This window comes from Mucilaginibacter sp. (assembly GCF_025362475.1).
In the GTDB taxonomy this organism is placed as follows: Bacteria; Bacteroidota; Bacteroidia; order Sphingobacteriales; family Sphingobacteriaceae; genus Mucilaginibacter.
Window position 1 is genome coordinate 19018 of sequence record NZ_JANYGH010000014.1, and the last position, 25714, is coordinate 44731.

13 protein-coding genes are annotated in these 25714 nt (G+C 40.8%); 10 read left to right on the forward strand and 3 right to left on the reverse strand.

The window, feature by feature from the left end:
* Positions 1 to 13 precede the first annotated feature (13 nt).
* Positions 14 to 775: an NUDIX domain-containing protein gene (locus tag Q0R88_RS05345; protein WP_295713291.1), complete on the reverse strand. Its 762-nt coding sequence runs from the start codon at positions 773 to 775 to the stop codon at positions 14 to 16.
* A gap of 198 nt (positions 776 to 973) precedes the next feature.
* Here Q0R88_RS05345 and bglX point away from each other — a divergent pair, with 198 nt between their 5' ends.
* The 8 genes from bglX (at position 974) to Q0R88_RS05385 (ending at position 20378) form a co-directional block, all read left to right on the forward strand.
* Positions 974 to 3283, forward strand: coding sequence for a beta-glucosidase BglX (gene bglX, locus Q0R88_RS05350; protein ID WP_295713293.1), 2310 nt, complete (start codon positions 974 to 976; stop codon positions 3281 to 3283).
* A 931-nt stretch (positions 3284 to 4214) separates the two neighbouring features.
* Positions 4215 to 7382, forward strand: coding sequence for a TonB-dependent receptor (locus tag Q0R88_RS05355; protein WP_295713295.1), 3168 nt, complete (start codon positions 4215 to 4217; stop codon positions 7380 to 7382).
* Between the two features lie 24 nt (positions 7383 to 7406).
* Complete coding sequence (locus Q0R88_RS05360; RefSeq protein ID WP_295713297.1) at positions 7407 to 9173, forward strand: RagB/SusD family nutrient uptake outer membrane protein; 1767 nt, start codon at positions 7407 to 7409, stop codon at positions 9171 to 9173.
* Positions 9174 to 9254: 81 nt separating this feature from the next.
* Positions 9255 to 12872, forward strand: a complete 3618-nt coding sequence (locus Q0R88_RS05365) for a VCBS repeat-containing protein (protein WP_295713300.1) — start codon at positions 9255 to 9257, stop codon at positions 12870 to 12872.
* Positions 12873 to 12882: 10 nt separating this feature from the next.
* On the forward strand, positions 12883 to 14202 hold the full coding sequence (locus tag Q0R88_RS05370) for a vanadium-dependent haloperoxidase (protein ID WP_295713303.1): 1320 nt from the start codon (positions 12883 to 12885) through the stop codon (positions 14200 to 14202).
* Positions 14203 to 14218: 16 nt separating this feature from the next.
* Positions 14219 to 15775, forward strand: a complete 1557-nt coding sequence (locus Q0R88_RS05375; RefSeq protein ID WP_295713305.1) for a VCBS repeat-containing protein — start codon at positions 14219 to 14221, stop codon at positions 15773 to 15775.
* A gap of 91 nt (positions 15776 to 15866) precedes the next feature.
* Complete coding sequence (locus Q0R88_RS05380) at positions 15867 to 17420, forward strand: VCBS repeat-containing protein (RefSeq protein ID WP_295713308.1); 1554 nt, start codon at positions 15867 to 15869, stop codon at positions 17418 to 17420.
* A gap of 162 nt (positions 17421 to 17582) precedes the next feature.
* The gene (locus Q0R88_RS05385) at positions 17583 to 20378 is read left to right on the forward strand and encodes a beta galactosidase jelly roll domain-containing protein (protein ID WP_295713312.1); all 2796 of its coding nucleotides are present in this window, start codon (positions 17583 to 17585) and stop codon (positions 20376 to 20378) included.
* 111 nt (positions 20379 to 20489) lie between these two features.
* On the opposite strand, the gene Q0R88_RS05390 is transcribed toward Q0R88_RS05385, so the two are convergent.
* Both Q0R88_RS05390 and Q0R88_RS05395 read right to left on the reverse strand, forming a co-directional pair.
* Positions 20490 to 21548, reverse strand: a complete 1059-nt coding sequence (locus Q0R88_RS05390) for an agmatine deiminase family protein (RefSeq protein WP_295713315.1) — start codon at positions 21546 to 21548, stop codon at positions 20490 to 20492.
* 287 nt (positions 21549 to 21835) lie between these two features.
* The gene (locus tag Q0R88_RS05395) at positions 21836 to 22705 is read right to left on the reverse strand and encodes a carbon-nitrogen hydrolase (RefSeq protein ID WP_295713317.1); all 870 of its coding nucleotides are present in this window, start codon (positions 22703 to 22705) and stop codon (positions 21836 to 21838) included.
* A 171-nt stretch (positions 22706 to 22876) separates the two neighbouring features.
* Here Q0R88_RS05395 and Q0R88_RS05400 point away from each other — a divergent pair, with 171 nt between their 5' ends.
* Entirely contained in the window at positions 22877 to 23821 is a 945-nt protein-coding gene (locus tag Q0R88_RS05400; protein ID WP_295713320.1) for a lysylphosphatidylglycerol synthase transmembrane domain-containing protein, read from the forward strand.
* A gap of 117 nt (positions 23822 to 23938) precedes the next feature.
* Positions 23939 to 25714, forward strand: coding sequence for an aromatic amino acid hydroxylase (locus tag Q0R88_RS05405; protein WP_295713324.1), 1776 nt, complete (start codon positions 23939 to 23941; stop codon positions 25712 to 25714).

Sequence of the window (25714 nt, forward strand, 5' to 3'; positions counted from 1 at the left end):
AAGAGTGGTGATATCACCACCCCCCTTTAAAGCCCATAGTTAGCGCATGGCGATAATTCTCCAGATCGAAAGAGTATAAATATGGAGCCTTATGTGCACCGCCTTTGCGGGGTTCCTCGGCGCGGTTCAGGATGCCAAAAGCCAGTATGCGGCGCTGAAAGTTGCGGCGGTCGAGTTTTTTATCCAGTATGGTTTCGTATAATTTCTGCAGTTCGGGCATCGTAAATTCCTTCGGCATCAGGTTGTAGCCAATGGGTTGATAGTTTAATTGCAGGCGCAGCGTATCTAATGCTGTTTTAAATATCAGTGAATGATCCAGCTGCAATTCGGGCACCTCACCCAGATCGCGCCATTCGCATATTTCAGAAAAACGATCAGGCGTTGGTGTTACCTCAAAAAAATCGACCAACGCATAATAGCCTATTGATAAAAATCGGCTGGAGAACCAGTTTCGTTCAGGGGGAAGCATATCTGCATACATATCATTATGCACTTTTGATCTGTCCGGATCACCAAATACATGGAACTGCTCTAAAAATATTTCGGCAAGACCAGTCCGTTCCTTTAAAATACGGTTGGCCGCCATTTCAATAGGTTCACGTTTAAGCACAAAGCCACCGGGCAGGTACCATTTTTCTTCGTTATGGGTTTTTAGCAGCAATACCTTCATTTGCCCTTCGTGAAAGCCAAAAACTACACAATCAATAGAAATATGATCGAGATAGGTTTCACGGGCGTCGTCGCAATACTCAATAAGTTCTTGTTTGGTTAACATTTGTGCTATTCTACAAAAATACTTTGATTATTTAATTATAATAATTACAATTGTGTACTTTATACACAATTGTAATGTTGTTGTATTATAGCCAATTATAAACGGTAATTTTAAATTAAATAGTTATAGAGTGAATAATGGCGCTCTTACCTGCCCAATATTTTGTAAATCTATATCCCTACAACGTAAATTTAAATAATGGAAAAGTATTTTTCAACTCAGCTTATAACCCGGGTTATTCCGCTTTGTATAGCGTTGCTGCCTTTAAATAAGGTAATGGCCCAAACCCAAACCGAGAATACAAAAATGAATGTTTTTGTAAGCGGTTTAATGAAAAAAATGACGCTCGACGAAAAAATTGGTCAGCTTAACCTGGTTACCAGTGGCGCGGCCACAACCGGAACGGTAGTAAATAAAGGAGTTGAAGAGAAAATAAAGAAAGGTGACATCGGCGGCGTATTTGGTGTTTGGGGAGCCGATAAGGTAAGAGCAGTACAGGACGTAGCCACTAAAAACTCCAGGTTACATATCCCGCTTATATTTGGTTTGGATGTTATACATGGGCATCGCACTATTTTCCCTATTCCGTTAGGAATGTCGGCCACCTGGGATATGGGTTTGATCAAACAATCAGCCCAGATAGCTGCGAAGGAAGCTACCGCCGAAGGACTTAACTGGGTGTTTTCGCCAATGGTGGATATAGCAAGAGATGCCCGCTGGGGCCGTATCTCTGAAGGATCGGGCGAGGATCCATGGTATGGCGGGCAGGTTGCCAAAGCTATGGTACAAGGTTACCAGGGCAGCAGCATGAAAAATAGCGATGCGGTAATGGCTTGTGTAAAACACTTTGCATTATACGGTGGTGCCGAAGCGGGGCGCGAGTACAATACAGTAGATATGAGCCGCATTAAAATGTACCAGGATTACCTGCCACCTTACAAAGCAGCGCTTGATGCAGGAGCCGGGAGTTTCATGAGCTCATTTAACACTATTGATGGCGTGCCTGCAACCGGTAACCAATGGTTGCTAACCGATCTGTTGCGTAAACAATGGGGATTTAAAGGTTTTGTAGTATCTGATTATACTGCAGTTAACGAAATGGAGGCCCATGGCCTGGGCGATTTGCAAACTATATCGGCACTGGCATTAAAGGCCGGTTTGGATATGGATATGGTAGGCGAGGGGTTTTTAACCACGCTTAAAAAATCGTTAAAAGAGGGTAAAATAACCCCATTTTATATTGACCAGGCTTGTCGCCGGGTGTTGGAGGCAAAATATAAATTAGGCTTGTTTGATAATCCTTACAAATCGATTGATGAGGCCCGGGAGGCAACGGATGTATTATCGCCGGCCAACCGCAGTGCCGCGAGAGAAATTACAAAGCACTCTTTTGTATTGTTAAAAAATGATGCGCAAACATTGCCGCTTAAAAAAACAGGCAGCATTGCTTTGGTAGGCCCGCTTGCCAATAATCAGCGCGATATGCTGGGTACTTGGGTTGTTGCTGGTGATTGGGAAAAATCAATTAGTGTAATGCAGGGTATCAAAAACGTTGTGGGTAACGGCGTTACAATTAATTATGCTAAAGGATCCAATATTACAGAGGATACCACTTTTATAAAACGGTTAAACTTTGGTCCGGGAATGGTTTCTGTAGATAAAAAACCTGCCGACGAATTGCTGAAGGAAGCTATTGATGCGGCAAATAAATCAGACATTATTGTTGCAGTGGTAGGGGAGTCGCAAAGCATGTCGGGCGAGTCATCAAGCCGCTCGGATATCGATATTCCGGAGCCGCAGAAAAACATGTTAAAGGCTTTATCAAAATTAGGTAAGCCAATGGTTATTGTACTTTTCAATGGCCGACCGCTTACTTTAACCTGGGAGGATGAACACGCCAGCGCCATACTTGATGTTTGGGCACCCGGTACCGAAGCAGGTAACGCCATTGCTGATGTTTTATTTGGCGATTATAACCCGGCAGGTAAAATCACCGCTACTTTTCCGCGTAGTGTAGGGCAAATACCTATTTATTATAACCACAAAAATACCGGCCGGCCTTACGATGGTAAGGGACCATCAAAATTCAAATCAAATTATTTGGATATCTCTAATGATCCGCTTTATCCGTTTGGATACGGTCTGAGCTATACCACATTTGGTTACAGCGATGTTAAGTTAAGCAAAACAAAATTGAAAGGGAATGAAACATTAACGGCTACTGTAACGGTTACCAACACTGGTAAATATGCAGGCGAGGAAGTAGTGCAGTTATACATCAGTGATCCCGAAGCCTCGGTTAGTCGTTCAGTAAAGGAATTGAAGAATTTCAGGAAGATAAGTCTTAAGCCGGGTGAGGCTAAAGAGGTATCATTTACTATTACTCCGGAGCAACTGAAGTTTTACAACAGCCAGCTTAAATATGATTGGGAACCGGGCAAATTTGTTGTGCAAATAGGTACAAATTCAAATGATACTCATTTGGCATCATTTTGGTGGAATAAGTAAGCTTACAACCATTATGTGATAAGTTATTTTTTTTAATAATATATAATGCCTTATATGGTCTTTTAGTTTTTAAGGTTTAATACCTCCAATAAAAAACGCCACACATCTTAAATGTGTGGCGTTTTTTAGTTAATAAAGCTTTTTTTGCGGATGTATATGGTTCTCTTAAAGTTCTATAAATGTAATATTAACATTTATTATTTTATTTATAAATGTAATATTAACATTTATAACGTCGGAAAAATAATAAATGTGGCAATGACATTACTACTAAAACATGATGATATTTTAACATGTAAGTGCGATAAACTGTGTAACATTGTTATAGCATAAACCTCAGCAAAAATCAAAAGGTTAAAACCATTTTGCATTAATATAAATGTCAAAACTTTGTTTTTGACGATACATTATCCGTAACGGCAGTATTTTTACTTTGCAAAAATTTTAAGTAAGTGGCATTTTTGTTAATGATTTATTAATAAAATATTCACAATTTGTAATTTTCACGCTTTAAAGGTTTTATAAATAATTAATTTGCAAATCTGCATTTTTCACTTGTGTAAACAATACACTCTCTTTACATTAGATGCATAGCCAATATAAATTTCTGGAATACCAGGAACAACACAAATTCTGATATTATTATAACATTTAGTCGTGTAAACCTTAATATTTAAGGAACATGAAAAGAGGGTAACGGCGTAAGTTAAATTTGTTACAGGAAGTTAGTATATGATAAGACTTTTACATTCCAACATTTTCAAATCTTCATTTAGTGCCCGGTCGCTTTTTACGCGCCAACCTCACGCTTTTTTTGTTCTCGCCAAAAAAATCGTTATGAGGCATGTTATAACCCAATTGCAAACTTAAAAAACACCAAATAGGCACAAGATCTTAAATCAAATATATTAATCAACTAAATCTCAATCTCATGTTTAAAAGTTTACTCCTAAAGGGAAGATTCCTTGGCGTGCTACTATGCTGCTTAGTTTCTTCATTGGTAGTTACAGCCCAAACAAAGTACAAGGGTAAAGTTATCGGCAGCGATGACAAATTGCCTATCATTGGAGCGTCTATACGTATCCAGGGATCTACTACGGGCGCTGTAACAGATGTTAACGGTGAATTCACCCTTACATTAACTGCCGGCCAAACACTGGTGGTTTCTTACATTGGTTATCAAACCAGCGAAATTAAAGTAGGAACCAGTACTTCTTTAACAATTACCTTAATTGCGGGTAGCAATGCACTGAATGAGGTAGTAGTAACAGGTTACGGTTCACAACGTAAAAAAGACATCACCGGTTCGGTTGCTGTTGTTAACGTTGCCAACTTAAAAACTGTACCAGGTGGCCAGGCAGCCGCGTTATTGCAAGGCCAGGCTGCGGGTGTTACCGTTATTAACAGCGGTGCTCCAGGTGGTGGTAGTGCTGTACGTGTGCGTGGTATTACCTCAACCGGTAATTCAAGCCCGCTTTACGTAATTGATGGTGTTCAGGGAAAATTTGAAGACATCAACGCAAATGACATCGAATCAATCCAGGTACTGAAAGATGCTGGTTCTGCAGCTATCTATGGTGTACAGGGTTCAAACGGTGTAGTTGTTATTACTACTAAAAAAGGTAAATCAGGTAAAGCAGTAATTACTTACGATGCTTATTACGGCAGCCAAAAACCATTAAGTGATGGTTTCCACATGGCAGGCAGCCAGGAATATGCTGATGCGCTTCAAAGATCAGTAGGTAGCGTACAGTACCCGGGTACTGGCGGTGCTATATTGAAAGATTATATTACCCCAACTGCATCAAACACAGGCGATCCTAAAACAGATCCATCTACCTATAACATCAACAGTAACCAGATCACCAAAACCAATAAAGTTGGTACCGATTGGTTTCACGAAGTGTTTAAATCTGCACCAAGAACATTCCACAACATCACTGCAAGTGGTGGTAGCGAAAAATCAAGCTATTTGATGTCGGTAAATTACCTTAACGAGCGCGGTACATTGCTTAACACGTATTTAAAACGTTATGCAATGCGTGTTAACACAAATTTTGCAGTTGGTGATCATATCCGTGTTGGTGAAAATGCTTATTTATTCAACAAGGATAACCCCAATATTAATAACCAAAACGAAGGTAACGCTATTTCTTATACCTATCGTCAGCCTCCTGTTATCCCTGTATATGATATCATGGGCAACTTTGCCGGTACAAAATCTGCTGGTTTAAGTAACTCATCAAACCCTGTTGCAATACAAACACGTGCGGCAAACAATAAAGGTTACAACTGGACAATGCAGGGAAATATCTATGCAGAAGTTGATTTCCTGAAACATTTTACTGCCCGTACAAGCATAGGTGGTACTTTTGAAAATTATTACTATTGGAGCTTTAACCCAACTTCTGTTGAAAATGCAGAAGGTAATACTAACCCAAATACGTTCCAGGAAAGTGCTGGTTACCATAGCAAATGGATCTGGACCAATTCAGTTTCCTATAACCAAAAATTTGGGAAGCACGATGTTAAATTATTCGTAGCTGAAGAAGCACTTAACAATAACCAAAGAGGTTTACGTGCAGGCAGATCTAATTACAGTGTATCAACCACACCTGTATATGTGGATTTGGATACAGGTTCACCACAAGGTCAAAGTAACCAGAACATCGATATCGATTACCTAAGACTTTACTCATATTTTGGTAAGTTAGATTATGCCTACAGTGATAAATACCTGGTAAGTGGTACTTTACGTCGTGACGGTGCATCAGTGTTTTCTCCGGCACATCGTTATGGTACATTTTACTCGGTAACTGCAGGTTGGAGGATTTCGCAAGAGTCATTCCTGAAAGATGTTAGCTGGTTAAATGATTTAAAACTACGTGGCGGTTACGGTGAATTAGGTTCAATTAGTAACATTAACAAACTTAATGCAACTAATTTATTTGCGGCAAATCCACAAAATTCATATTACGATATTAACGGAACAGGTAATAGCGCTTTATTAGGTATTTATCGTTCACAAATTGGTAACGCATTAACTACATGGGAAACTGATAAAGTTACCAACGTAGGTTTTGATGCAACAATCCTGAACAATAAATTGGAAATTGGTTTTGAGCTTTACAAAAAAGATATCAAAAACTTACTTTTCCAACCAAGTGTTTCTAACGTAGGTGGCGGTCCTAATCCAGCTTTCGTAAATGCCGGTAACATCAGTAATAAAGGTTTCGATTTAAATGTTACTTACCATGGTAATGTTGGAAGCGATTTTAAATTTGATATTACAGGTAACATAACCAGCTACAAAAGCCGTGTTATTAGCTTACCAGAAGGTAAAAAATACTATGACTTTAACAGTGCCGGTTCAACCCGTATTGGTTCATTCACAAGGTTCCAGCCAGGTCAGCCAATGGGTGAGTTCTATGGCTATGTAGTTCAAGGTTTATTCAGGGATGCAGCCGATGTAAGTAGTTCTCCTACCCAGGAAAGTGCTGCGCCAGGTTTCTTTAAATACAAAGATGTTAACGGCGATGGTAAGATCACAACAGACGACAGAACTTTCTTCGGTAACCCTAACCCGGATTTTACTTACGGTTTTACATTGAATGCTAACTATAAGAACTTTGATTTTAACGCATTCTTCTACGGTTCAAAAGGTAACCAGAATATTAACTATGTAAAATACTGGACCGATTTTCCACAAGTATTTAAAGGTGGCGTTTCAAGAGGAATCATAGCTAATTCATGGACTCCTACTAACCAAAATGCCTCAATACCCGTATTAACTGCTGCTGCAAACTTTAGTAACACAGCTGTATTTAATTCATATTACATGGAAAGTGGTTCGTATTTAAGGTTGAAAACATTAACTTTAGGCTATAGCATTCCAAATTCACAGGTTAAACAAATAGGCATATCAAGATTAAGAATCTATTTGCAAGGTGGTAACTTGTTCACAATAACAAAATACAAAGGTTTAGATCCTGAGATCCAACCATCTGACCTGAACAACAGTACTAACTTTGGTATTGATTTTGGTAACTATCCAGCCAATCAAAAAACTTATTTAATAGGTGTACAGGCTACGTTTTAACAACTATTTTAATAGATACAAGTCATGAAAAAATTTCAATTAAAATTAATTATCCCGCTATGCTTGCTGTTAATATGTACAGTATACGCGTGTAAAAAAAGCTTTTTAGATAAGCCGGCCCTGGGTCAGATTGACCCTGCTCTATTGTCAAACAAAGCGGGTGTCGAGAGTTTATTAATAGGTGCTTACTCGGAGCTTGATGGTTACGGTGGTAACGGTGCAGGACAGTCTGCAGCTCCATCAAACTGGATGTTTGGTAGTATCACCGGTGGCGACGCCTATAAAGGTTCAGATCCATCAGATGGTGCAAATGATCAAACCCCGGTAGCTACATTTATTTTACCTGCAACAAATTCATTTATAATAGGCAAATATGCTGCCCAGTATGATGGTGTTCAACGTGCTAATGATGTTTTACGCGGTATTCCAAACGCGAAGGACCTATCGGCCGATGATATTAAAAGGATCACTGGTGAAGCAAAATTCTTAAGAGGTTATTTCTATTTTGAATTACGTCGTAACTTCTTTATGGTGCCTTATGCCGATGAAACAGCTACAGATTTCGCTAACATCAAAAACGATAAAGATATTTATCCTTTAATCGAAGCTGATTTTAAATTCGCAGCTGAAAACCTTCCTGAAACTCAACCTCAAAGAGGTCGTGCCAACAAATATGCTGCAATGGCATATCTTGCTAAAGTTTACATGGCTCAGGCAAAATACACAGATGCAAAACCATTGTTAGCTACATTGATGGGTGCATCCGCTGTAACAGCAGGTGGACAACATTATGCTTTAAATGATCATTTTCAGCAGAACTTTAGCCCAGAGGCTGGTCAAAAAAACAGTGCAGAATCAGTATTTGCTGTTCAGGCATCTGTAAATGATGGTTCATTGGGTAATAACAGTAACCAGGGTGATAACCTTAACTTCCCTTACAATGGTGGTCCTGGTGGTTGCTGCGGTTTCTTTAACCCATCACAATGGTTAGCAAACTCTTACAAAACCGATCCTGTAACTGGTTTACCGTTACTTGATAATTTTAACGCTGCACCAGTGGTAACAGATGTTACTTATACAGGTACATTAGATCCACGTATCGATATCACTATGGGTCGTAAAGGTATCCCTTATCTTGACTGGGGTCCACACCCTGGTGATGCATGGATTCGTAACCCTGGATCTGACGGTCACTTCAGTCCTAAAAAGAACGTATACTCAAAAAGCGAAGTTGGTACTAACACAAGTACAGAAAATACCTGGACTTCTGCTTTAAGTACTTCAAACAACGTTAACCTGATCCGTTACTCGGATGTCATCTTATGGGCTGCAGAATGTGAAGTTGAAATTGGTAGCCTTACAGCTGCTATGGCAGATGTGAACATGGTTCGTGAGCGTGCACAAAAAACCAGCGGTTGGGTTTATTTAAATTCACCTTACGATGCTTCTAAATCAATTTATACTGTTCAAACTACACCGGCAGCTAATTACAAAATAGGTCTTTATACCTCATTCCCTGATCAGACTTATGCACGTAAAGCTGTACGTTTTGAACGTAAAATTGAATTGGCAATGGAAGGCCACCGTTTCTTTGACTTACAAAGATGGGGTAGTGCTTACCAGGCTGCTGAGATCAATGCATTCTTTGCAAGCGATAAGAGCATAGATATTACTTTGAAAGATGCTCACTTTACTCAGAATAAGAGCGAATACCGCCCTATTCCTCAAGCGCAAATTGACATTTCAAACTCAAAAGGACCAATTGTTTTAAAACAAAATCCTGGTTATTAATTTTTGATAACTGGTTTGATTATTCTAATTTAGGTGGAGATAATTATCTCCACCTTTTTTTATAGCCTACGTTTAAAATTCATGAAGAATATACCCCTGTTAAGCTGCCTGTTTATTTGCTTGTTAACGGCCTGCAAAAAGCCCACTTTGTTCAAACTCATTCCGTCATCACAATCGGGCATTACTTTTAGCAATACGATAGTTGAGGATGATAAAATAAATCCCCTTACCAAACTTAACTTGTATAACGGCGGTGGCGTAGGCATTGGCGATTTTAACAATGATGGCTTGCAGGATATTTATTTTGTGGGTAACACCGTATCAAACAAATTATACCTGAATAAAGGCGATATGAAGTTTGAGGATATAACGGCAAAAGCAGGCGTAGGTGGCAAAGGCGGCTGGGGCAGAGGAGTAGCTGTTGTTGATATTAACAATGATGGCCTGGCCGATATTTATGTATGCTATACATTATTGGATGATTCTGTTAAAAGAACCAACCTGTTATATGTGAACCAGGGGGTAGGGAAGGATGGGGTACCAGTATTTAAAGAAATGGCTAAGGAGTATGGCTTAAATATCAATGTACACTCAACCATGGCCTCGTTTTTTGACTATGATAACGACGGCGACCTTGATATGTACCTTACCGTTAATGAAGCTATAGCCAGTGATAATCAAAGCACATTTAGGCCAACAATAAAAGATGGCAGTCATAAAAGTACTGGCAGGCTTTACCGTAATGATTGGAATGCAGCTTTAAAACATGCTGTATTTACCAATGTATCAAAACAAGCAGGCATAACTATTGAAGGTTATGGCCACGCATCCAGTATTGTTGATATTAACAAAGATGGCTGGAAAGATATTTATGTAACCAATGATTTTTTACCCGATAACTTACTGTACGTTAACAATGGCGACGGTACTTTTACCGAAAGATCAAAAGAATATTTTAAACATACTGCCTTTAGCGCGATGGGGCAGGATTTTGAAGATGTGAATAATGATGGACTGGTTGACGCGTTTGAAGTTGATATGAACCCCGAGGATAACTTCCGTAAAAAGATGTTTATGCCAGCCAATAATTACCAGATATTTCAAAACTTTGATTATTACGGTTACCAATACCAGTACACCCGTAATACTTTACAAATTAATAAAGGCCCGCGTCTTGGCCAAAATGACTCTATTGGCGCGCCCATTTTTAGTGAAACTGCTTTTTTAAGCGGGGTTGGCCAAACAGACTGGAGCTGGGGACCAATGCTTACCGATTTTGACAATGATGGTTTACGCGATTTAATTATCACCAATGGTTATCCGCGCGATGTTACCGATCATGACTTTATTACTTTCAGGAACCAGGCTTTTGCAATTGCTTCAAGCAAGCAGATACTGGATCAGATCCCGATTGTAAAAATACCCAATTATGCATTTAAAAATACCGACGGGCTACAGTTTACTGATGTAACCAAAAGCTGGGGGCTTAGTGCACCATCATTCTCAAACGGAGCGGCCTATGCCGATCTGGACAATGATGGAGCTATGGATATGATCATCAATAATATTGATGACGAGGCCTTCATCTACAAAAACACAGCCCGCGAACAAGATAAAACTGAAAGCAACTATTTACACATACAATTTCATGGCAGCCCGCAAAATCTGGGCGGCATTGGCGCCTTTGCCAATATTTATTATGATCATGGTAAGCAACAGGTGTATGAGAATACGCCATACCGCGGTTATTTATCAACCATCCAAAATATAGCGCATTTTGGTTTAGGTAAAACAAGCCAGCTTGATTCTGTTGTGATACGATGGGATAACGGCAAAAAACAGGTTTTGAAAAACGTAAAAACCAATCAAACCATTAAGGTAAATATGGCCGATGCCAAAGAGCCCTATACGTTTAAACAACCGGCGTTAAATACCAATTCACTCTTCCGCGAGGTAACAAAATCGGCAGGAATAACCTACAAACACCAGGAAAAAGATTACATTGATTTTAACGTACAAAAACTGATCCCTCACAAATTATCGCAATACACACCTGCCGTAGCCGTTGGCGACGTTGATGGTAACGGATTTGATGATATGGTAATTGGGGGCACAACACATTATCCGGCACAATTACTTTTGCAGCAGGCCAATGGCAAATTTATTGAGCGTGATCTTTTACCTCAGCCAAAAAATACTGCCCCGGTTAATAACGCAATGGATATGGGCATGTATGTTGTGCCAAAAGCAGGAGTAAAGGATGAAGGTTTATTATTATTTGATGCCAACGGAGACGGTCATCCTGATCTTTACATTGCAAGCGGCGGTTTTGAGAGCGAACATGGTTCGGTTAATTACCAGGATAGGTTTTACCTCAATGATGGTAAAGGCAACTTTACGCTGCAACCAGATGCCCTGCCTAAAAACCTTACCAGTAAACTATGCGTAAAGGCGGCTGATTTTAATCACGATGGCAAACTTGATTTGTTTGTATCCGGCCGTGTTGATCCCTGGAATTATCCTAAACCGGTATCAAGCTTTATATTACGTAACGACAGTAAGAATGGCGTTGTACGGTTTACTGATGTGTCTGCTGCCATGGCCCCGGCATTGAAAGATATTGGCCTGGTATGTGATGCCACCTTTACCGATTTTAATAACGACGGCTGGCCAGACCTTGTACTTACCGGGGAATGGATGCCAATAACCTTCCTTAAAAACGATAAGGGCGTATTTAAAAATATAACAGCTGGTACAGGAGTACAGGATAAATTAGGCTGGTGGAACACCATCGCAGCCGGAGATTTTGATCATGACGGCGATATCGATTATATAGTTGGTAATACCGGGCTTAACACATTTTACAAGGCATCAGATCAGCATCCTATTTATATTACAGCCAAGGATTTTGATAACAACGGTAGTTACGACGCCTTTCCATCTGTTTTTCTGAAAGATCAGCAAGGTGAGATGCAGGAGTTTCCGGCCTTTGGGCGCGATGATATTGTTAAGCAGATGATTAGCATGCGTATAAGATTTCAGAACTACAGATCGTTTGCTGTAGCTACGATGGATACAGTAATTACTCCAAAAATGCGCGAAGGTGCCATCAGGTTAAAAGCCAATTATCTGCAATCATGCTATTTGCGCAATGATGGCGGTGGTAAGTTTACGGTTTTACCATTACCAATGGAGGCCCAGATGTCGGCACTTTGCGGTATAACAGTTGATGATTTTGATGGTGATGGTAACCTTGATGTGGCCTTGAGTGGAAATGATTATGGTACCGAAGTTGCAACCGGCCGTTATGATGCGTTTAACGGGTTAATACTCAAAGGTGATGGGAAAGGCAATTTTAAACCGCTTAGTATTTTACAAAGTGGCCTGTATATCCCCGGCGATGGTAAGGCCCTGGTTAAGTTAAGGGGTGCTAAAGGTAATTATCTGTTAGCGGCTACCCAAAACCGGGATATGATGAAGCTATTTGAACTTAAACGCCCTGTTAAAACGGTTAGTTTACAGCCTTTGGATGCTTATGCCACTATAAAATACAAAAACGGTAAAATTACCAGGGAGGAGTTTTATAATGGTAGTTCTTTCTTGTCGCAATCCGGCAGATTTTTTAATATTGAAAACAATATGGCATCAGTAACCATAACTGATGGCTATGGCCACCAACGAACCATACAGCTTAATTAATTACTTGTATATGAGATGTTTTAAAATATTTGCAGCCGTTGCCTGTTTATTCCTGGTATATAGCTGTACACAAAAAAAGAAAACGGCTTTACTGAAAGATGCCGATGTGCTGCATAACAATGTTGATCAGTTAACCCAGGTGATCATATATGACGTATTTTCGCCCCCGGTAGCAAGTCGTATTTATGGTTATACTACCCTGGCAGCTTACGAAACCGCACGCTACGCCAACCCGGATTATAACTCAATAGCAGCACAATTAAAGGGCTTTGGCAAACCACCCGAGCCCAAAAAAGATTTAAAGTACAATTTTACGCTTGCAGCCACCAAAGCTTTTTTTACAGTAGCCCACAAGATCACTTTTTCTGTTGATACACTGCAGAAATATGAAGATAAGGTGTACGCTATGTACAAAGATAATCTTGATGATTCTACCTACGCGCGTTCTATAGCGTTTGGTACCCAAATGGGCAAATTCATCTTAAAACGCAGTGCGGTTGATAATTATCCTCAAACCCGTGGCAAACCTCGTTTTTTAGGTAATGAAGAGCCGGGTCAATGGCGTCCTACTGCACCAGACTATCTTGATGGTGTTGAGTTTTGCTGGGGTACTATGCATACGTTCGCGGTTGATACCTCAACACAGTTTAAGTTACCGCCGCCACCTCCTTTTAGCGAAGATAAAAACAGCGTTTTCTTCAAGCAAAATATGGAGGTTTACCAGTTGAGTAAAAATATTACTGAAGAGCAAAAAACAATAGCCCGCTTTTGGGATGATAACCCTTTTGTAATTCAGCATAACGGGCATATGATGTTTGCCAATAAAAAAATTACCCCCGGCGGCCACTGGATTGGTATAGCAGCTATTGCCTGTAAGCAAACACATGCCGATGTAGTAAAAACAGCCCAGGTTTACGCGCTTACATCAATAGCCTTGTTTGATGCCTTTATTTGTGGCTGGCAGGTTAAATATGAAACTAACTATATAAGGCCTGTAACCGTTATCAACGAAAAAATTGACCACAATTGGTTGCCCATGTTACAAACTCCTCCGTTTCCGGAGTATCCAAGCGGGCACAGCGACATCAGCGCGGCCTCGGCGGTAATACTTACCCACCTGTTTGGTGATAATTTTGCCTACCAGGATACCAGCGATTTAAAGTATATAGGGATGCAGCGCCATTTCGATTCATTTTTAAAAGCTTCTGACGAGACCTCTATAAGTCGTTTTTATGGTGGTATACATTACCTCAACAGTGTAAACCAGGGTGCCGCCCAAGGCAGGCAAGTTGGCGAATACATTTGGCAAAAACTAAAACTAAAAAAATAACTGTATATAGGTTTTTATGAATTTTAAAAAGAGTTACCTGGTTACTACTTACCTGCTTTTATTTACTGTTTTAATATCATTTGTTACGTTAATGTATGGTTGCAAACCCAAACCACAGCCATATAAACTAACCGGGAACGTTAAGGTGGATGGGGAAAACCTGGTGCAGTTAAAATGTACAAGGTGTCATGCCTTAACACCTGTAGATGCCTTACCCAAAAATGTTTGGTTAAACCATGTACTGGTTGGTATGGCGCCCATGCTCAATATCTCTACTTATGGCAGCTCTTTCTTCAAAAGCAATTCTAAAGATACAACGGGTGCCAGCATTGTGGAATGGTTAGCCATAGTTGATTACTACAGGAAAATGGCGCCCGATACCTTATTACCTGCCAAAAAGCCTGTTCCGTTAACGGAGGATTGGGCTGGTTTTACATTAAAAAAGCCGGCACCATTAAAAGCTACCAGCTTTACAACTACTATTGCATTTAACAGTGCAACCAAAAAGTTATACAGCGCCGATGCGGTAAATGAAAAATTATATACCTGGGATACCAATTTGAAGGCAGACACCATAGCGTCTTTACCTTCTGCAGGTGTCGATATTAGTTTTGATAAAGATGAGACCGGAAATAATATCGGTTTTATCTCGGCCGTTGGCAGAATGGCGCCTATTGATTTCCCGAACGGAAAGGTAATAAAACTTAACCTCGATGCTAAAGACGCGAACGGCGGCCAAACCTACATTGCATCCGATTTACCACGCCCCGTACAAACCCTAACGGGCGATTTTAATAAAGATGGGCTTAATGATGTGGTGGTATGCGGCCAGGGTAATAAAAAAGGTGGTGTATATTTATTAAAACAAAACAAGGATAAAACCTATACGCAACAAACTATTCTGGATAAGGAGGGAGCTGTACAGGCTGTAAAAGGTGATTTTAATAAAGATGGCTGGCCCGATGTAATGGTTTTAACTGGCACCGGTGATGAAGGGCTGTGGCTTTTAACCAATGATCAAAAAGGTGGTTTTACAACAAGGAAGCTGTTAACTTTCCCGCCAACAAACAGTTCAACCAGTTTCCAGTTAGCAGATATGGATCATGACGGTAATCCCGACCTGGTTTATACCTGTGGTTATAACTATCATGATTCGCGTATATTAAAACCTTATCATGGTTTGTATATTTTTACCAATACAGGCAACTGGAACTTTAAACAAAAATGGTTTTATCCAATAAATGGCTGTACAAAGGCCATAGCTGCCGATTTTGATGGCGATGGCGACCTGGATATCGCTACCATCGCTTTTTTTGCAGATATGCAAAATACACCTGCCGAGGAATTCATTTACTTTGAACAAACAAAATCATTTGATTTTAAACCCCATGCAGTACCGGTAAGTAAATATGGCCGCTGGATGTGTATGGATGTAGCCGATTTGAATAACGATGGCAAGCTTGATATTGTGTTGGGTAATTATGCTAATGGCTTTATGTTCATTCACGGTTTGCAACCGCAATGGGATCGTAACCTACCCCTCATTGTACTGGAAAATCACATGAAAAAATAGGATTAATAGGTTAATGTTATTTTTAACTTATAATTCATCAAATTAAGGCTTTTTAAAATGATCGCTTTAGCAAAAGGTGATAAGTGCGTACATGATTAAAAAACAAAAGTGGTCTGCAAATAAGATCTTTTTAATTATTCTTTCGGTGTTTACTATCCTGGTGGCTTTCAATAGCTGTGGGGGAGATGGTTTATCCTCAAGCGATGAAAAATATCTTGCCGAAGGTAAAAAGCTTGCTCAAATACGTTGCTCAAGTTGCCACCAGGCACCAGATCCATCGCTTTTGGATAAAACCACATGGGATAAAAGCATCCTGCCGGCCATGGCGCCAAAATTTGGCTTAAGGCCCTTTATGGACGATTACCTGGTTTCTTCGGCCTCAACCATATCTGCCGCCGATTGGCATAAGATCATGGTTTATTATAAATATTCGGCGCCCGATAAGTTGATTATTCCTAAGCCCGAAGCCGTGAAGGACTGGGCTGTTTTTAGCCTCCAACGTCCGCAAAAAGTTGACACCGCTAATGGGCCCGCCAAAACCACTATGGTTACCTATAATGTAAACGATAAGCACCTTTATACCGGTGATGCCGGTGGTAACTTTTATAAATGGGATAAGGATCTTCAATCAACCCTTGTAAAGAAATTTAATTCGGCAGTAGTTGATGCCAATTTTTTTAAAACAGCTGCCGAACCAAACGGCGCTGTTATAACCTGTGTAGGTATTTTGCCGCCAAATGATCGGTTGAAGGGTAAAATGATCAGCATCGGCCTTAACAGCAGATCAATAGATAAAGATTCCCTGTTAATTACCGATAGCCTGCCGCGCCCTGTAAAAAGCGCCTATGCCGATTTTAACAAAGATGGATTGATGGATTATGTTTCCTGTGGTTTTGGAAATAACCAGGGTGGATTGTACCTGGTGCAGCAACGGGCAAATCATACGTTTATAAGAAAACCTATCAGGGCGATGCCCGGCCCATCCCAGGTTTATATCAGCGATTATAATAACGATGGCTGGCCAGATATGGTGTGCCTGTTTGCCCAGGCCGACGAAGGTGTCTGGCTGTTTTTGAATGATAAAAAAGGTGGCTTTACGAGTCAGAATCTTTTACACTTTCCGCCGGTATATGGTTCAAGCAGTTTTGAAATGGTTGATTTTAATCACGATGGCAAGCTTGATATTTTGTATACATGCGGCGATAACAATGATTACTCCCCCATATTTAAACCTTATCATGGGGTTTACATTTTCACCAATACAGGTAACTGGAAATTTAAACAAACCTATTTTTATCATATCAACGGTTGTTCAAAAGCAATGGCCGCCGATTTTGATAAAGACGGTGACCTTGACCTTGCCGTGATCGCATTCTTCCCCAATTTTAAATACCTCCCAACTGAAGGGTTTACCTATCATGAACAAACCAGTAGTGGCAAATTCAAGGTTCACGAGATTCCTGTAAATACAGAAGGCCGATGGTTGGCAATGGATGTAAATGATATCGATCAGGATGGCGATTTGGATATTGTTTTAGGTAATTTTTCTATTGGGGGCGAAGGGCTAATCAATCAAAAAGACTACAAACCCAACTGGAATATGTACCAGCCTGTGATCGTATTGCAAAACACGCTTAAAAAGTAGAACTAAAATTGTATTTGGTATCATTTGTATAACAAAAGGATAAATTAGTACCATAGCATCATGCTGTTTGTTAAGTAGTTTTACCTCTGTTATTTATTGCCGGGAGATGTTTTTATGCCCATTTATTAAATGAGCGTCACATGGCCCTGTTAAAAAATCATTATGATGAAAAAAACTATTTATGCTGCCTTAGGTGTTTTAGTCGCGAGCGTTTTACCTTCCTTTTTGTTGGCTCAGTCTGCTCCTGTAAAACAGGTTAAGTTATCTGATTTTGATTTGCAGTCTTCGGCCCTGGTGAGTGCTACCGGTACCGAATTGTCAAGTATGAAATATCATTCGCCCGTGTACTGGTTTCCGGTTAAAGTGCCCTCAACTGTATTAACTGGTCTGGTTGCCAATAAAATTTATCCCGATCCTTACCAGGGCTTAAACAATATGCTGATCCCTGATGCATCTGATCAGTTTAACAAGGAGTATAACCTGGAGCAGTATAGCCATTTACCCAATGATCCTAATCCCTGGAAAAAACCTTACTGGTACCGCACAACTTTTAAAGTGGCTGCTGCTGATAAAGGACGCCAGTTTCAGCTGATATTTAAAGGCGTCAATTACCGCGCTGCAGTTTGGCTTAACGGTAAGCAAATTGCCGATAGTACCCAAATGGCAGGCATGTTTGCCGAGCATAACCTGGATGTAAGCAATGCAATTAATGCTGGTGGCGATAATGCATTGGCTGTAAAAATATACCCTTTGGATTATCCGGGCTATCCCGCAAAAGAACAGTTGAAAGCTTTAGGTCCGTTTTATGAAAATGGCGGCCCGACCGGAGATATAGGTAAAAACGTAACCATGCTCTGCTCTGCAGGCTGGGACTGGATCCCCCCGGTGCGCGATCGTAATATGGGCATCTGGCAACCAGTTTTTTTGCGCACAACCGGGGCGGTAACCATTGGAAGGCCGAAACTGGTAACCAGTCTGCCAAACCTCCCCGATACCAGCATAGCTAAGCTATCGCTGAATTTAACATTATCAAATAGTACCAACACGGCTAATAATGGCAAGCTTACCATCAGCATAAAACCCGAAAATTTTACAGGGCTGCCAGTCCAGTTTACGCAAGCTGTTTCAGTTGCTGCTAACTCAGGCAAGATGGTGGAGTTAAATGCCGATAAGATAAGCCAGCTTGTTATTCGTCAGCCAAAATTATGGTGGCCAAATGGTTATGGTAAAGCAAACCTGTATCGTATACGCCTGCAATATGCCGATGTAAAGGGAATAAGTGATGATACCACCTTTGTTTTTGGGGTGCGTGAGGTATCATCCAAAGCAAGTATGGTGAACGGTTTTGTGCGTCGCCAATTTTACGTGAATGGTAAGTTGGTGCATTTGGTAGGCGGTGCTTGGGTACCCGATATGATGGTGAACCGTGATTCGGCACGCTACGATTATGAGATGCACTTGTGCCGTAATGCTAATGTAAACCTGGTGCGCATTTGGGGTGGAGGTGTTACACCTCCTGATGCTTTCTGGAATGCAGCTGATAAATACGGACAGATGGTATGGTCGGATTTTTGGATCACCGGCGATACACAGGGTGAGTTTAAAGGCTCGCCCGATTGGCCATTGGAAGGAAGCATATTTGTAAAAAATGTAGAGAGCACGATTTACCGGATCCGCAATCACCCAAGTTTACTGGTATGGACGGGTGGCAACGAAGGTCATGCCCGTAAAGAACTATATGATAAAATGCGCAGTGATATCATCGAACTGGATGGTACAAGGCCGTTCATCCCAAGTTCATCAGGCTTTGCCAAACTGCCCGAAGGATGGAAAGGCTCATGGCCGGATGATATGCCATCAGGCGTTTATAGTGGTGGTCCGTATGCCTGGAAAGATCCTAAGGATTATTATAAACTGGCAGATGCCGGCAAAGACTGGGTATTTAAGGATGAAACAGGCCTGCCATCGCAGCCGCCTTACACTACGCTGCCAAAAATTATCCCCAACCTTACCTGGGATAAAAATCTGCCATTCCCTTTAAATAACAGTTGGGGGTATCATGATGCAGCAACAGGAGCAGGGCAATATGATAAATACTATGATGAAATGGCCAAAAGGTATGGTGCACCGAGTGATATTGTCAATTTTTCTGACAAGATGCAGTTCATGAACTATATAGGCTACCAGGGTATTTTTGAAGCCGACGGGCATAAACTGAATGAAACCGGTGGCGTAATGCTCTGGAAACTGAATGCAGCCCTGCCGAGTGTAATTTGGCAGATATACGATTGGTACCTGGAACCCAACGCGGGATACTATTCCATGCAAAATGCCTGTGAGCCTGTACATATTCAGTATAACTATGATAACTCCAGTGTGGCTATCATTAACCGTACCCATCATGCAACAGGCAGCCTTGTTGCTACCGCCGATATTTTTGATATCAACAGCAAGCTCATCAAATCATCAAAAGTAGAGCATGTTGGTTTGGCTTTAAATGGAGTACAGGAAGTTATCCAACTAAAAGAAATACTGGCAGGTACACAAGGCGTAAGCTTTGTAGTGCTTAACCTGAAAACGGCTACAGGCAAAGCGGTATCACACAATGTGTACTGGCTATCGGCCAATGATGATTTTAAATCATTGAATGGCATGAAACATGCTCAGGTAAGCGCCAAGGTTTTAAAAGCTGAAAAAGGTGTAAGCGAAAACAAATGGACAGTTCAGTTTACAAATAATTCAAATCAGATAGCATTCTTCGTTCGCCCGCAATTGATGAAAAACGGCGAAGAGGTAATGCCAAGCTACTGGACAGGCAACTATTTTACCCTTGCTCCGCACGAAAGTACAATTGTATCGGTAAGCGCTCCGGTAGCCAAATTAGGCAGTGTTACGCCAACCATATTGGTAGAAGGCTGGAATTTGGATAAGCAAACTGTCGTATTAGCGACTAAATAGTTCGGTCCATCATAAACAACAACGCCCCGTTCTTTTGAACAGGGCGTTGTTGTTTATGAGATTTAATAATTTATATAATCTGCATATTTATAATCTGCACATCTGAAATCATCAAATCTCCGGTTCCTGCTGGCTCAGGCAATGAAAGCTGCCTAATCCCCAGATAATATCTGTTGAATCAATACCCACCACTTCGCGGTCAGGGAAACATTGCTGGATAATCTGCAACGCCTTATCATCATTAACAGAACGATAGGTAGGCACAACTACTGCCGAGTTGGCTATATAAAAATTAGCGTAGGATGCAGGCAGACGGGTATCGTCGTGAATAACTTCATCAGGCATAGGTAATTCCACAACGTTAAGTTGTTTACCGTTGAGCAGGCGCATGGTTTTTAATGCTTCCAGGTTTTCCTGTAGTAAGTGATAGTTGTCGTCGTTTTTATTTTCCTCAACTACGGTAACCACGGTGTCTTCATTTACAAAGCGGGTGATATCGTCAATATGCCCATCCGTATCATCGCCCACAATGCCATCGCCCAACCATAAAATTTGCTCGGCGCCGTAATAATTACGAAGATAGCCTTCAATTTGCTGTTGATTTAACTGCGGGTTGCGGTTTTTGTTGAGCAGGCATGCAGTGGTGGTTAAAATGGTGCCCTTGCCATTAAAATCAACAGAGCCACCTTCCATTACAATACCCGGATTAAATACAGGCAAACCAAAATGTTTTCCGATTTTTGTAGGAATCACATCGTCCAGATCAAAGGGAGGATATTTGCCGCCCCAGGCGTTGTAGCCCCAATCAACAATAGCTTTCTGTTTAGTATCAGGATTGATCAAAAATGCAGGTCCGTGATCACGGCACCAGGCATCGTTGGTAGCAAATTCAAATAGTTCCACCCGGCTCATGTCGACACCTGCGTTTTGCAGTTGAAAAGCCACAGATGCCTTCATGTTTTCATCAACCACGTTGATGCGAACCAATTCGCCTTTGGCTAATACTTTGATGAATTCGATGTAGGAGGTGTAAATAGTATCTAACTTTCCCGGCCACGAAGCCTCTTTATGAGGCCAGCTTAACCAGGTTGCTGTATGGCGCGCCCATTCAGCTGGGAAGGAAAATCCCTGCGATGCAGGAGTTTGTATAGTTGAAGTATTTTGGCTCATAATTGATAAAGCAAATATTTATATCCCACTCGTCATTGCGAGGTACGAAGCAATCCCCGACCTATAGAGCCGCTCTGTAAAGTTAGAGATTGCTTCGTGCCTACCTATGACGTTTTTTTGCAAAAAAAACTTTTTGTCATCCTGAACGGAGTGAAGGATCTGTTATTCGCCCTGTAAAGTCTGCGAATAGATCCTTCACTCCGTTCAGGATGACAAACCTTTTAAATCGACATTTCCCCTTCAGTGCCCACTGGGTTTTAAAACTCGCAATGACGGTGGGAGGTGTTTTAGTCTTCGTCCAATAAACGTTTAGTTATCGGCTGATAACTGTCAATTCTTCTATCCCTCAAAAACGGCCAATGACTTCTGTAATAATCAGATTTATCTAAATCCAGTTCCTGCACAACAACTTCTTCCTCGTTATGTGAGGTTTGCTGAATAATTGCTCCAAATGGATTTGCAAAGAATGATCCTCCCCAAAATTTAACGCCAGCTTCTTCGCCAACACGATTAACACTTACTACGTGTATGCCATTAGCTACAGCGTGTGAGCGTTGAATGGTTTGCCATGCATTGTATTGCTCTACGTTAGTAGCTTCATCCTGCGTGGTTGCCCAGCCAATTGCTGTTGGGTAAAATAAAATATCGGCACCCATTAATGCGGTAATGCGTGCAGCTTCGGGGTACCATTGATCCCAGCAAATAAGTACGCCTAATTTGCCGTATTTGGTTTTAAATACTTTGTAACCCAAGTCGCCGGGGGTGAAATAAAATTTTTCGTAAAAGCCGGGATCATCAGGAATGTGCATTTTACGGTATTTGCCTAAGTAGCTGCCATCGGCATCTAAAACGGCGGTTGTGTTATGATAAAGACCTTGCGCACGTTTCTCAAACAGCGAAGCAATGATTACTACGTTAAGCTCGGCAGCAACTTTTGATAACTCATCCGTTGATGGGCCGGGGATAGCTTCGGCAAGTTTAAAGTTGTCATAATCCTCAACGTCACAAAAATAAAGTGAGGTAAACAGTTCCTGTAAACAAACTATCTGTGCGCCTTTGGCCGCTGCTTCTCTTACTTTAACAATGGCTTTTTGCATGTTCTGCTGCTTATCTGCAGTACAGCTCATTTGCACTATGCCAACCTTTACTTTATTCATATTGATAAAAATTTGCGCAAAAATACTTCTTTTTAAAGATTAGTGATTAGTTGATTAAAGATTAGTTAGAATTTTGACCATTAGATTAGAGATTAATAATTTGTGAACAAACAGTGAATTTATTAGTTGATAAAATTTAACTAATTACTAATTAACTATCTTTGCGGCCGAATGACAGAAATAGAAGATATAGTTGACGAAGGCACCGAGCATAAAACCTGGAAAGGTAAGCTTTGGAATGTAGTTAAGGTTATTTTAATAATAGTGGTTACCGGCGGCCTGCTTTATTGGGTTTTTAGCAAGGTTCCTTTTGCTAAAATAAAATTCCGCCTTGCGCATGCTAACCGTGCCTGGTTAACTGCTGCTATTCTTTGCTACATTGGCTCAATGCTGTTTTCGTCATGGCGTTTACTCAGTTTCTTTAAATCTATTGGCCTTAAGCTGGATTGGCGTTTCAACCTGCGCTTATATTTTTTAGGTCTGTGCTACAACGTGTTACTACCGGGCGGTATAGGCGGCGATGGTTATAAAATTTACTTACTGCACAAAACCTATAAACTACCTACCAAAAAAGTTTTCTGGGCTATTTTGTTTGATAGGCTAAGCGGCTTTTGGGCTATTGGCGCTATTGTGGTTGGCCTTATTATTTTAATCCCGAGTTTTCCGTATCATTTGGCCATTCCGCTGAGTATCGTGTCGGTGGGTTCAGTAATTTATTATTTTGTTGCACGAAAATTTTTCAGGGATTATACCCATAATTTTTTCTCAGGCCATTTAAAGGCTATCGGTGTACAAAGTATGCAATTGCTTACTATTGTATGCCTGCTGCTTGCACAGGATTTTAACGGCAAGTTTGCGCCTTACCTGTTATCGTTTCTCTTCTCTTCATTAGCAGCAATTATCCCCTTTAGTTTAGGTGGCGGCGGTATCAGGGATGCACTTTTTTTAACCCTGGCACGTCAGTTTAATCTTACGGAAGATATGGCTGTTTATTTAAGCTTTGGCTTTTACCTCGTCTCTATTTTTGTTGCCTTAATAGGTATTTACTATGTGATACGCCCAAGCCGGCTTGAGAAAGGGTTGCAAAAACCATCGGAATTTACTTCGGAAAATTAGTTGTTAGTCGGAATAATATTCCAATTTAAAACTCATATTAGAATCATATTCTGAATTTTGCAAGTGCGGCAACCATTTACTTAAATTGGCGTTCTATATATAAACCAATTTATTTTAATGAGCCATTTTAATGATTTTAATAATCCGCAGGTAGCGGCATTGCCCGGTCATTTAAAACAATTTATAGTAGATCAGCACTACGAACATTACACGCCCATTGATCATGCGGTTTGGCGTTATGTAATGCGGCAAAACTATAGTTACTTAAAGGATGTTGCTTATTATCCGTACATCCCCGGTTTAACCAAAGCCGGATTAACTATTGAACGGATCCCAAACTTACAGGAGATGAATGATGCCCTTACCAAAATTGGCTGGGGAGCTGTTACTGTTGATGGTTTTATACCACCTGCCGCCTTTATGGAATACCAGGCTTACAGGGTGCTGGTAATAGCTGCAGACATTAGGCAGTTACGCCATATTGAATATACACCCGCGCCCGATATTATACACGAATCGGCAGGGCACGCGCCAATTATTGCCGATAAGGATTACCATGAATATTTGAGCTATTTTGGTTCGATAGGGGCGAAAGCGATGTTTTCGGCGCAGGATTTTGAACTTTATGAAGCCATCAGGGCCCTATCAATTTTAAAAGAAATGCCCGATGCTGACCCTGAAGAGATCAGGAAAGCCGATGAACTGGTAGCTTTCAGGCAGGAAAACATGGGCGAGCCATCAGAAATGGCATTGCTAAGCCGCCTGCATTGGTGGACGGTGGAATATGGCCTGATTGGTACATTAGAGAATCCGAAGATATATGGTGCCGGCCTGCTGTCATCTATTGGGGAAAGTGCCAGCTGTATGACGGCCGAAGTTAAAAAGCTTTGGTATACCATTGATGCCCTTAACTACAGCTATGATATTACTAAAACCCAACCCCAGTTATTTGTAACGCCAAACTTTCAAAACCTGATAGATGTGCTGGAGCAATTTGCCAATTCCATGTCGTTCCGCAGGGGAGGAGCTTATGGTTTGGGTAAGGCTTTTGAAAGTAAAAACACCTGTACGGTGGTCTATAGCTCAGGCTTACAGGTTTCCGGTACGATTACCGATTTTAGAGTTGGTAAAAATGAAGATCCTTATTTTTTAAAAACCAGCGGACCATCTGTTTTGTCAGTGAATAACAAGCAACTAAAAGGTCATGGTAAAAATTATCATCAGGATGGTTTCAGCTCGCCTGTTGGTAAACTTAAAAATATGCAGCCTTTAGAAAACATGGGGTTGGCGGAGTTGGAAGACATCGGTATTGCAATTAAGAAAGACACGATCCTTGATTTTGAAAGTGGTATCACGGTTAAAGGCAGGGTTAAAAATATCTTTGTATCCGAAGGGAAAACGCAGATAATTACTTTTACGCATTGTAGCGTTACTGATGAAAAAGGCGTAATACTATTTGATCCGTCATGGGGCGTTTATGATATGGCTGTGGGCGAAAGCATCACATCGGTATTTTGCGGTGCAGCTGATAAGGAGGCATTTGAGGAAGTTATTTACAAATCAAAAACTGCCACCCATCATGTAGAGCATGACTTTAAAAATATAGAATTGCACAAGTTATACCAGCAGGTGCGCTATTGCCGTCAAAAACAAGGTGAATATAGTTTTTTAGGCAATGTTTGGCTTAAATTGCAAAAAGATCATCATGACGACTGGCTTTGTGCCCTGGAGATACTGGAGTTGCTGGAACATGAGGAGATTGAGCCGATACTGGTAGCTGAGATTCGTGGTTTTCTTAAGCAAAAGGTAAAAGACCAGCCCGAATTAAAAAAACTTATCACTGATGGTTTTTACCTTATTGAACATCCTGTTGAGCAAAAATTGGTATTTTAG

Excerpts from the sequence above, each read along its gene's own strand:
- Q0R88_RS05400 (WP_295713320.1), top strand. The coding sequence starts at position 22,877 with ATGACAGAAATAGAAGATATAGTTGACGAAGGCACCGAGCATAAAACC.
- Q0R88_RS05365 (WP_295713300.1), top strand. The coding sequence starts at position 9,255 with ATGAAGAATATACCCCTGTTAAGCTGCCTGTTTATTTGCTTGTTAACG.
- Q0R88_RS05370 (WP_295713303.1), top strand. The coding sequence starts at position 12,883 with ATGAGATGTTTTAAAATATTTGCAGCCGTTGCCTGTTTATTCCTGGTA.
- Q0R88_RS05395 (WP_295713317.1), bottom strand. The coding sequence starts at position 22,705 with ATGAATAAAGTAAAGGTTGGCATAGTGCAAATGAGCTGTACTGCAGAT.
- bglX (WP_295713293.1), top strand. The coding sequence starts at position 974 with ATGGAAAAGTATTTTTCAACTCAGCTTATAACCCGGGTTATTCCGCTT.
- Q0R88_RS05385 (WP_295713312.1), top strand. The coding sequence starts at position 17,583 with ATGATGAAAAAAACTATTTATGCTGCCTTAGGTGTTTTAGTCGCGAGC.
- Q0R88_RS05360 (WP_295713297.1), top strand. The coding sequence starts at position 7,407 with ATGAAAAAATTTCAATTAAAATTAATTATCCCGCTATGCTTGCTGTTA.
- Q0R88_RS05390 (WP_295713315.1), bottom strand. The coding sequence starts at position 21,548 with ATGAGCCAAAATACTTCAACTATACAAACTCCTGCATCGCAGGGATTT.
- Q0R88_RS05345 (WP_295713291.1), bottom strand. The coding sequence starts at position 775 with ATGTTAACCAAACAAGAACTTATTGAGTATTGCGACGACGCCCGTGAA.
- Q0R88_RS05405 (WP_295713324.1), top strand. The coding sequence starts at position 23,939 with ATGAGCCATTTTAATGATTTTAATAATCCGCAGGTAGCGGCATTGCCC.
- Q0R88_RS05380 (WP_295713308.1), top strand. The coding sequence starts at position 15,867 with ATGATTAAAAAACAAAAGTGGTCTGCAAATAAGATCTTTTTAATTATT.
- Q0R88_RS05375 (WP_295713305.1), top strand. The coding sequence starts at position 14,219 with ATGAATTTTAAAAAGAGTTACCTGGTTACTACTTACCTGCTTTTATTT.
- Q0R88_RS05355 (WP_295713295.1), top strand. The coding sequence starts at position 4,215 with ATGTTTAAAAGTTTACTCCTAAAGGGAAGATTCCTTGGCGTGCTACTA.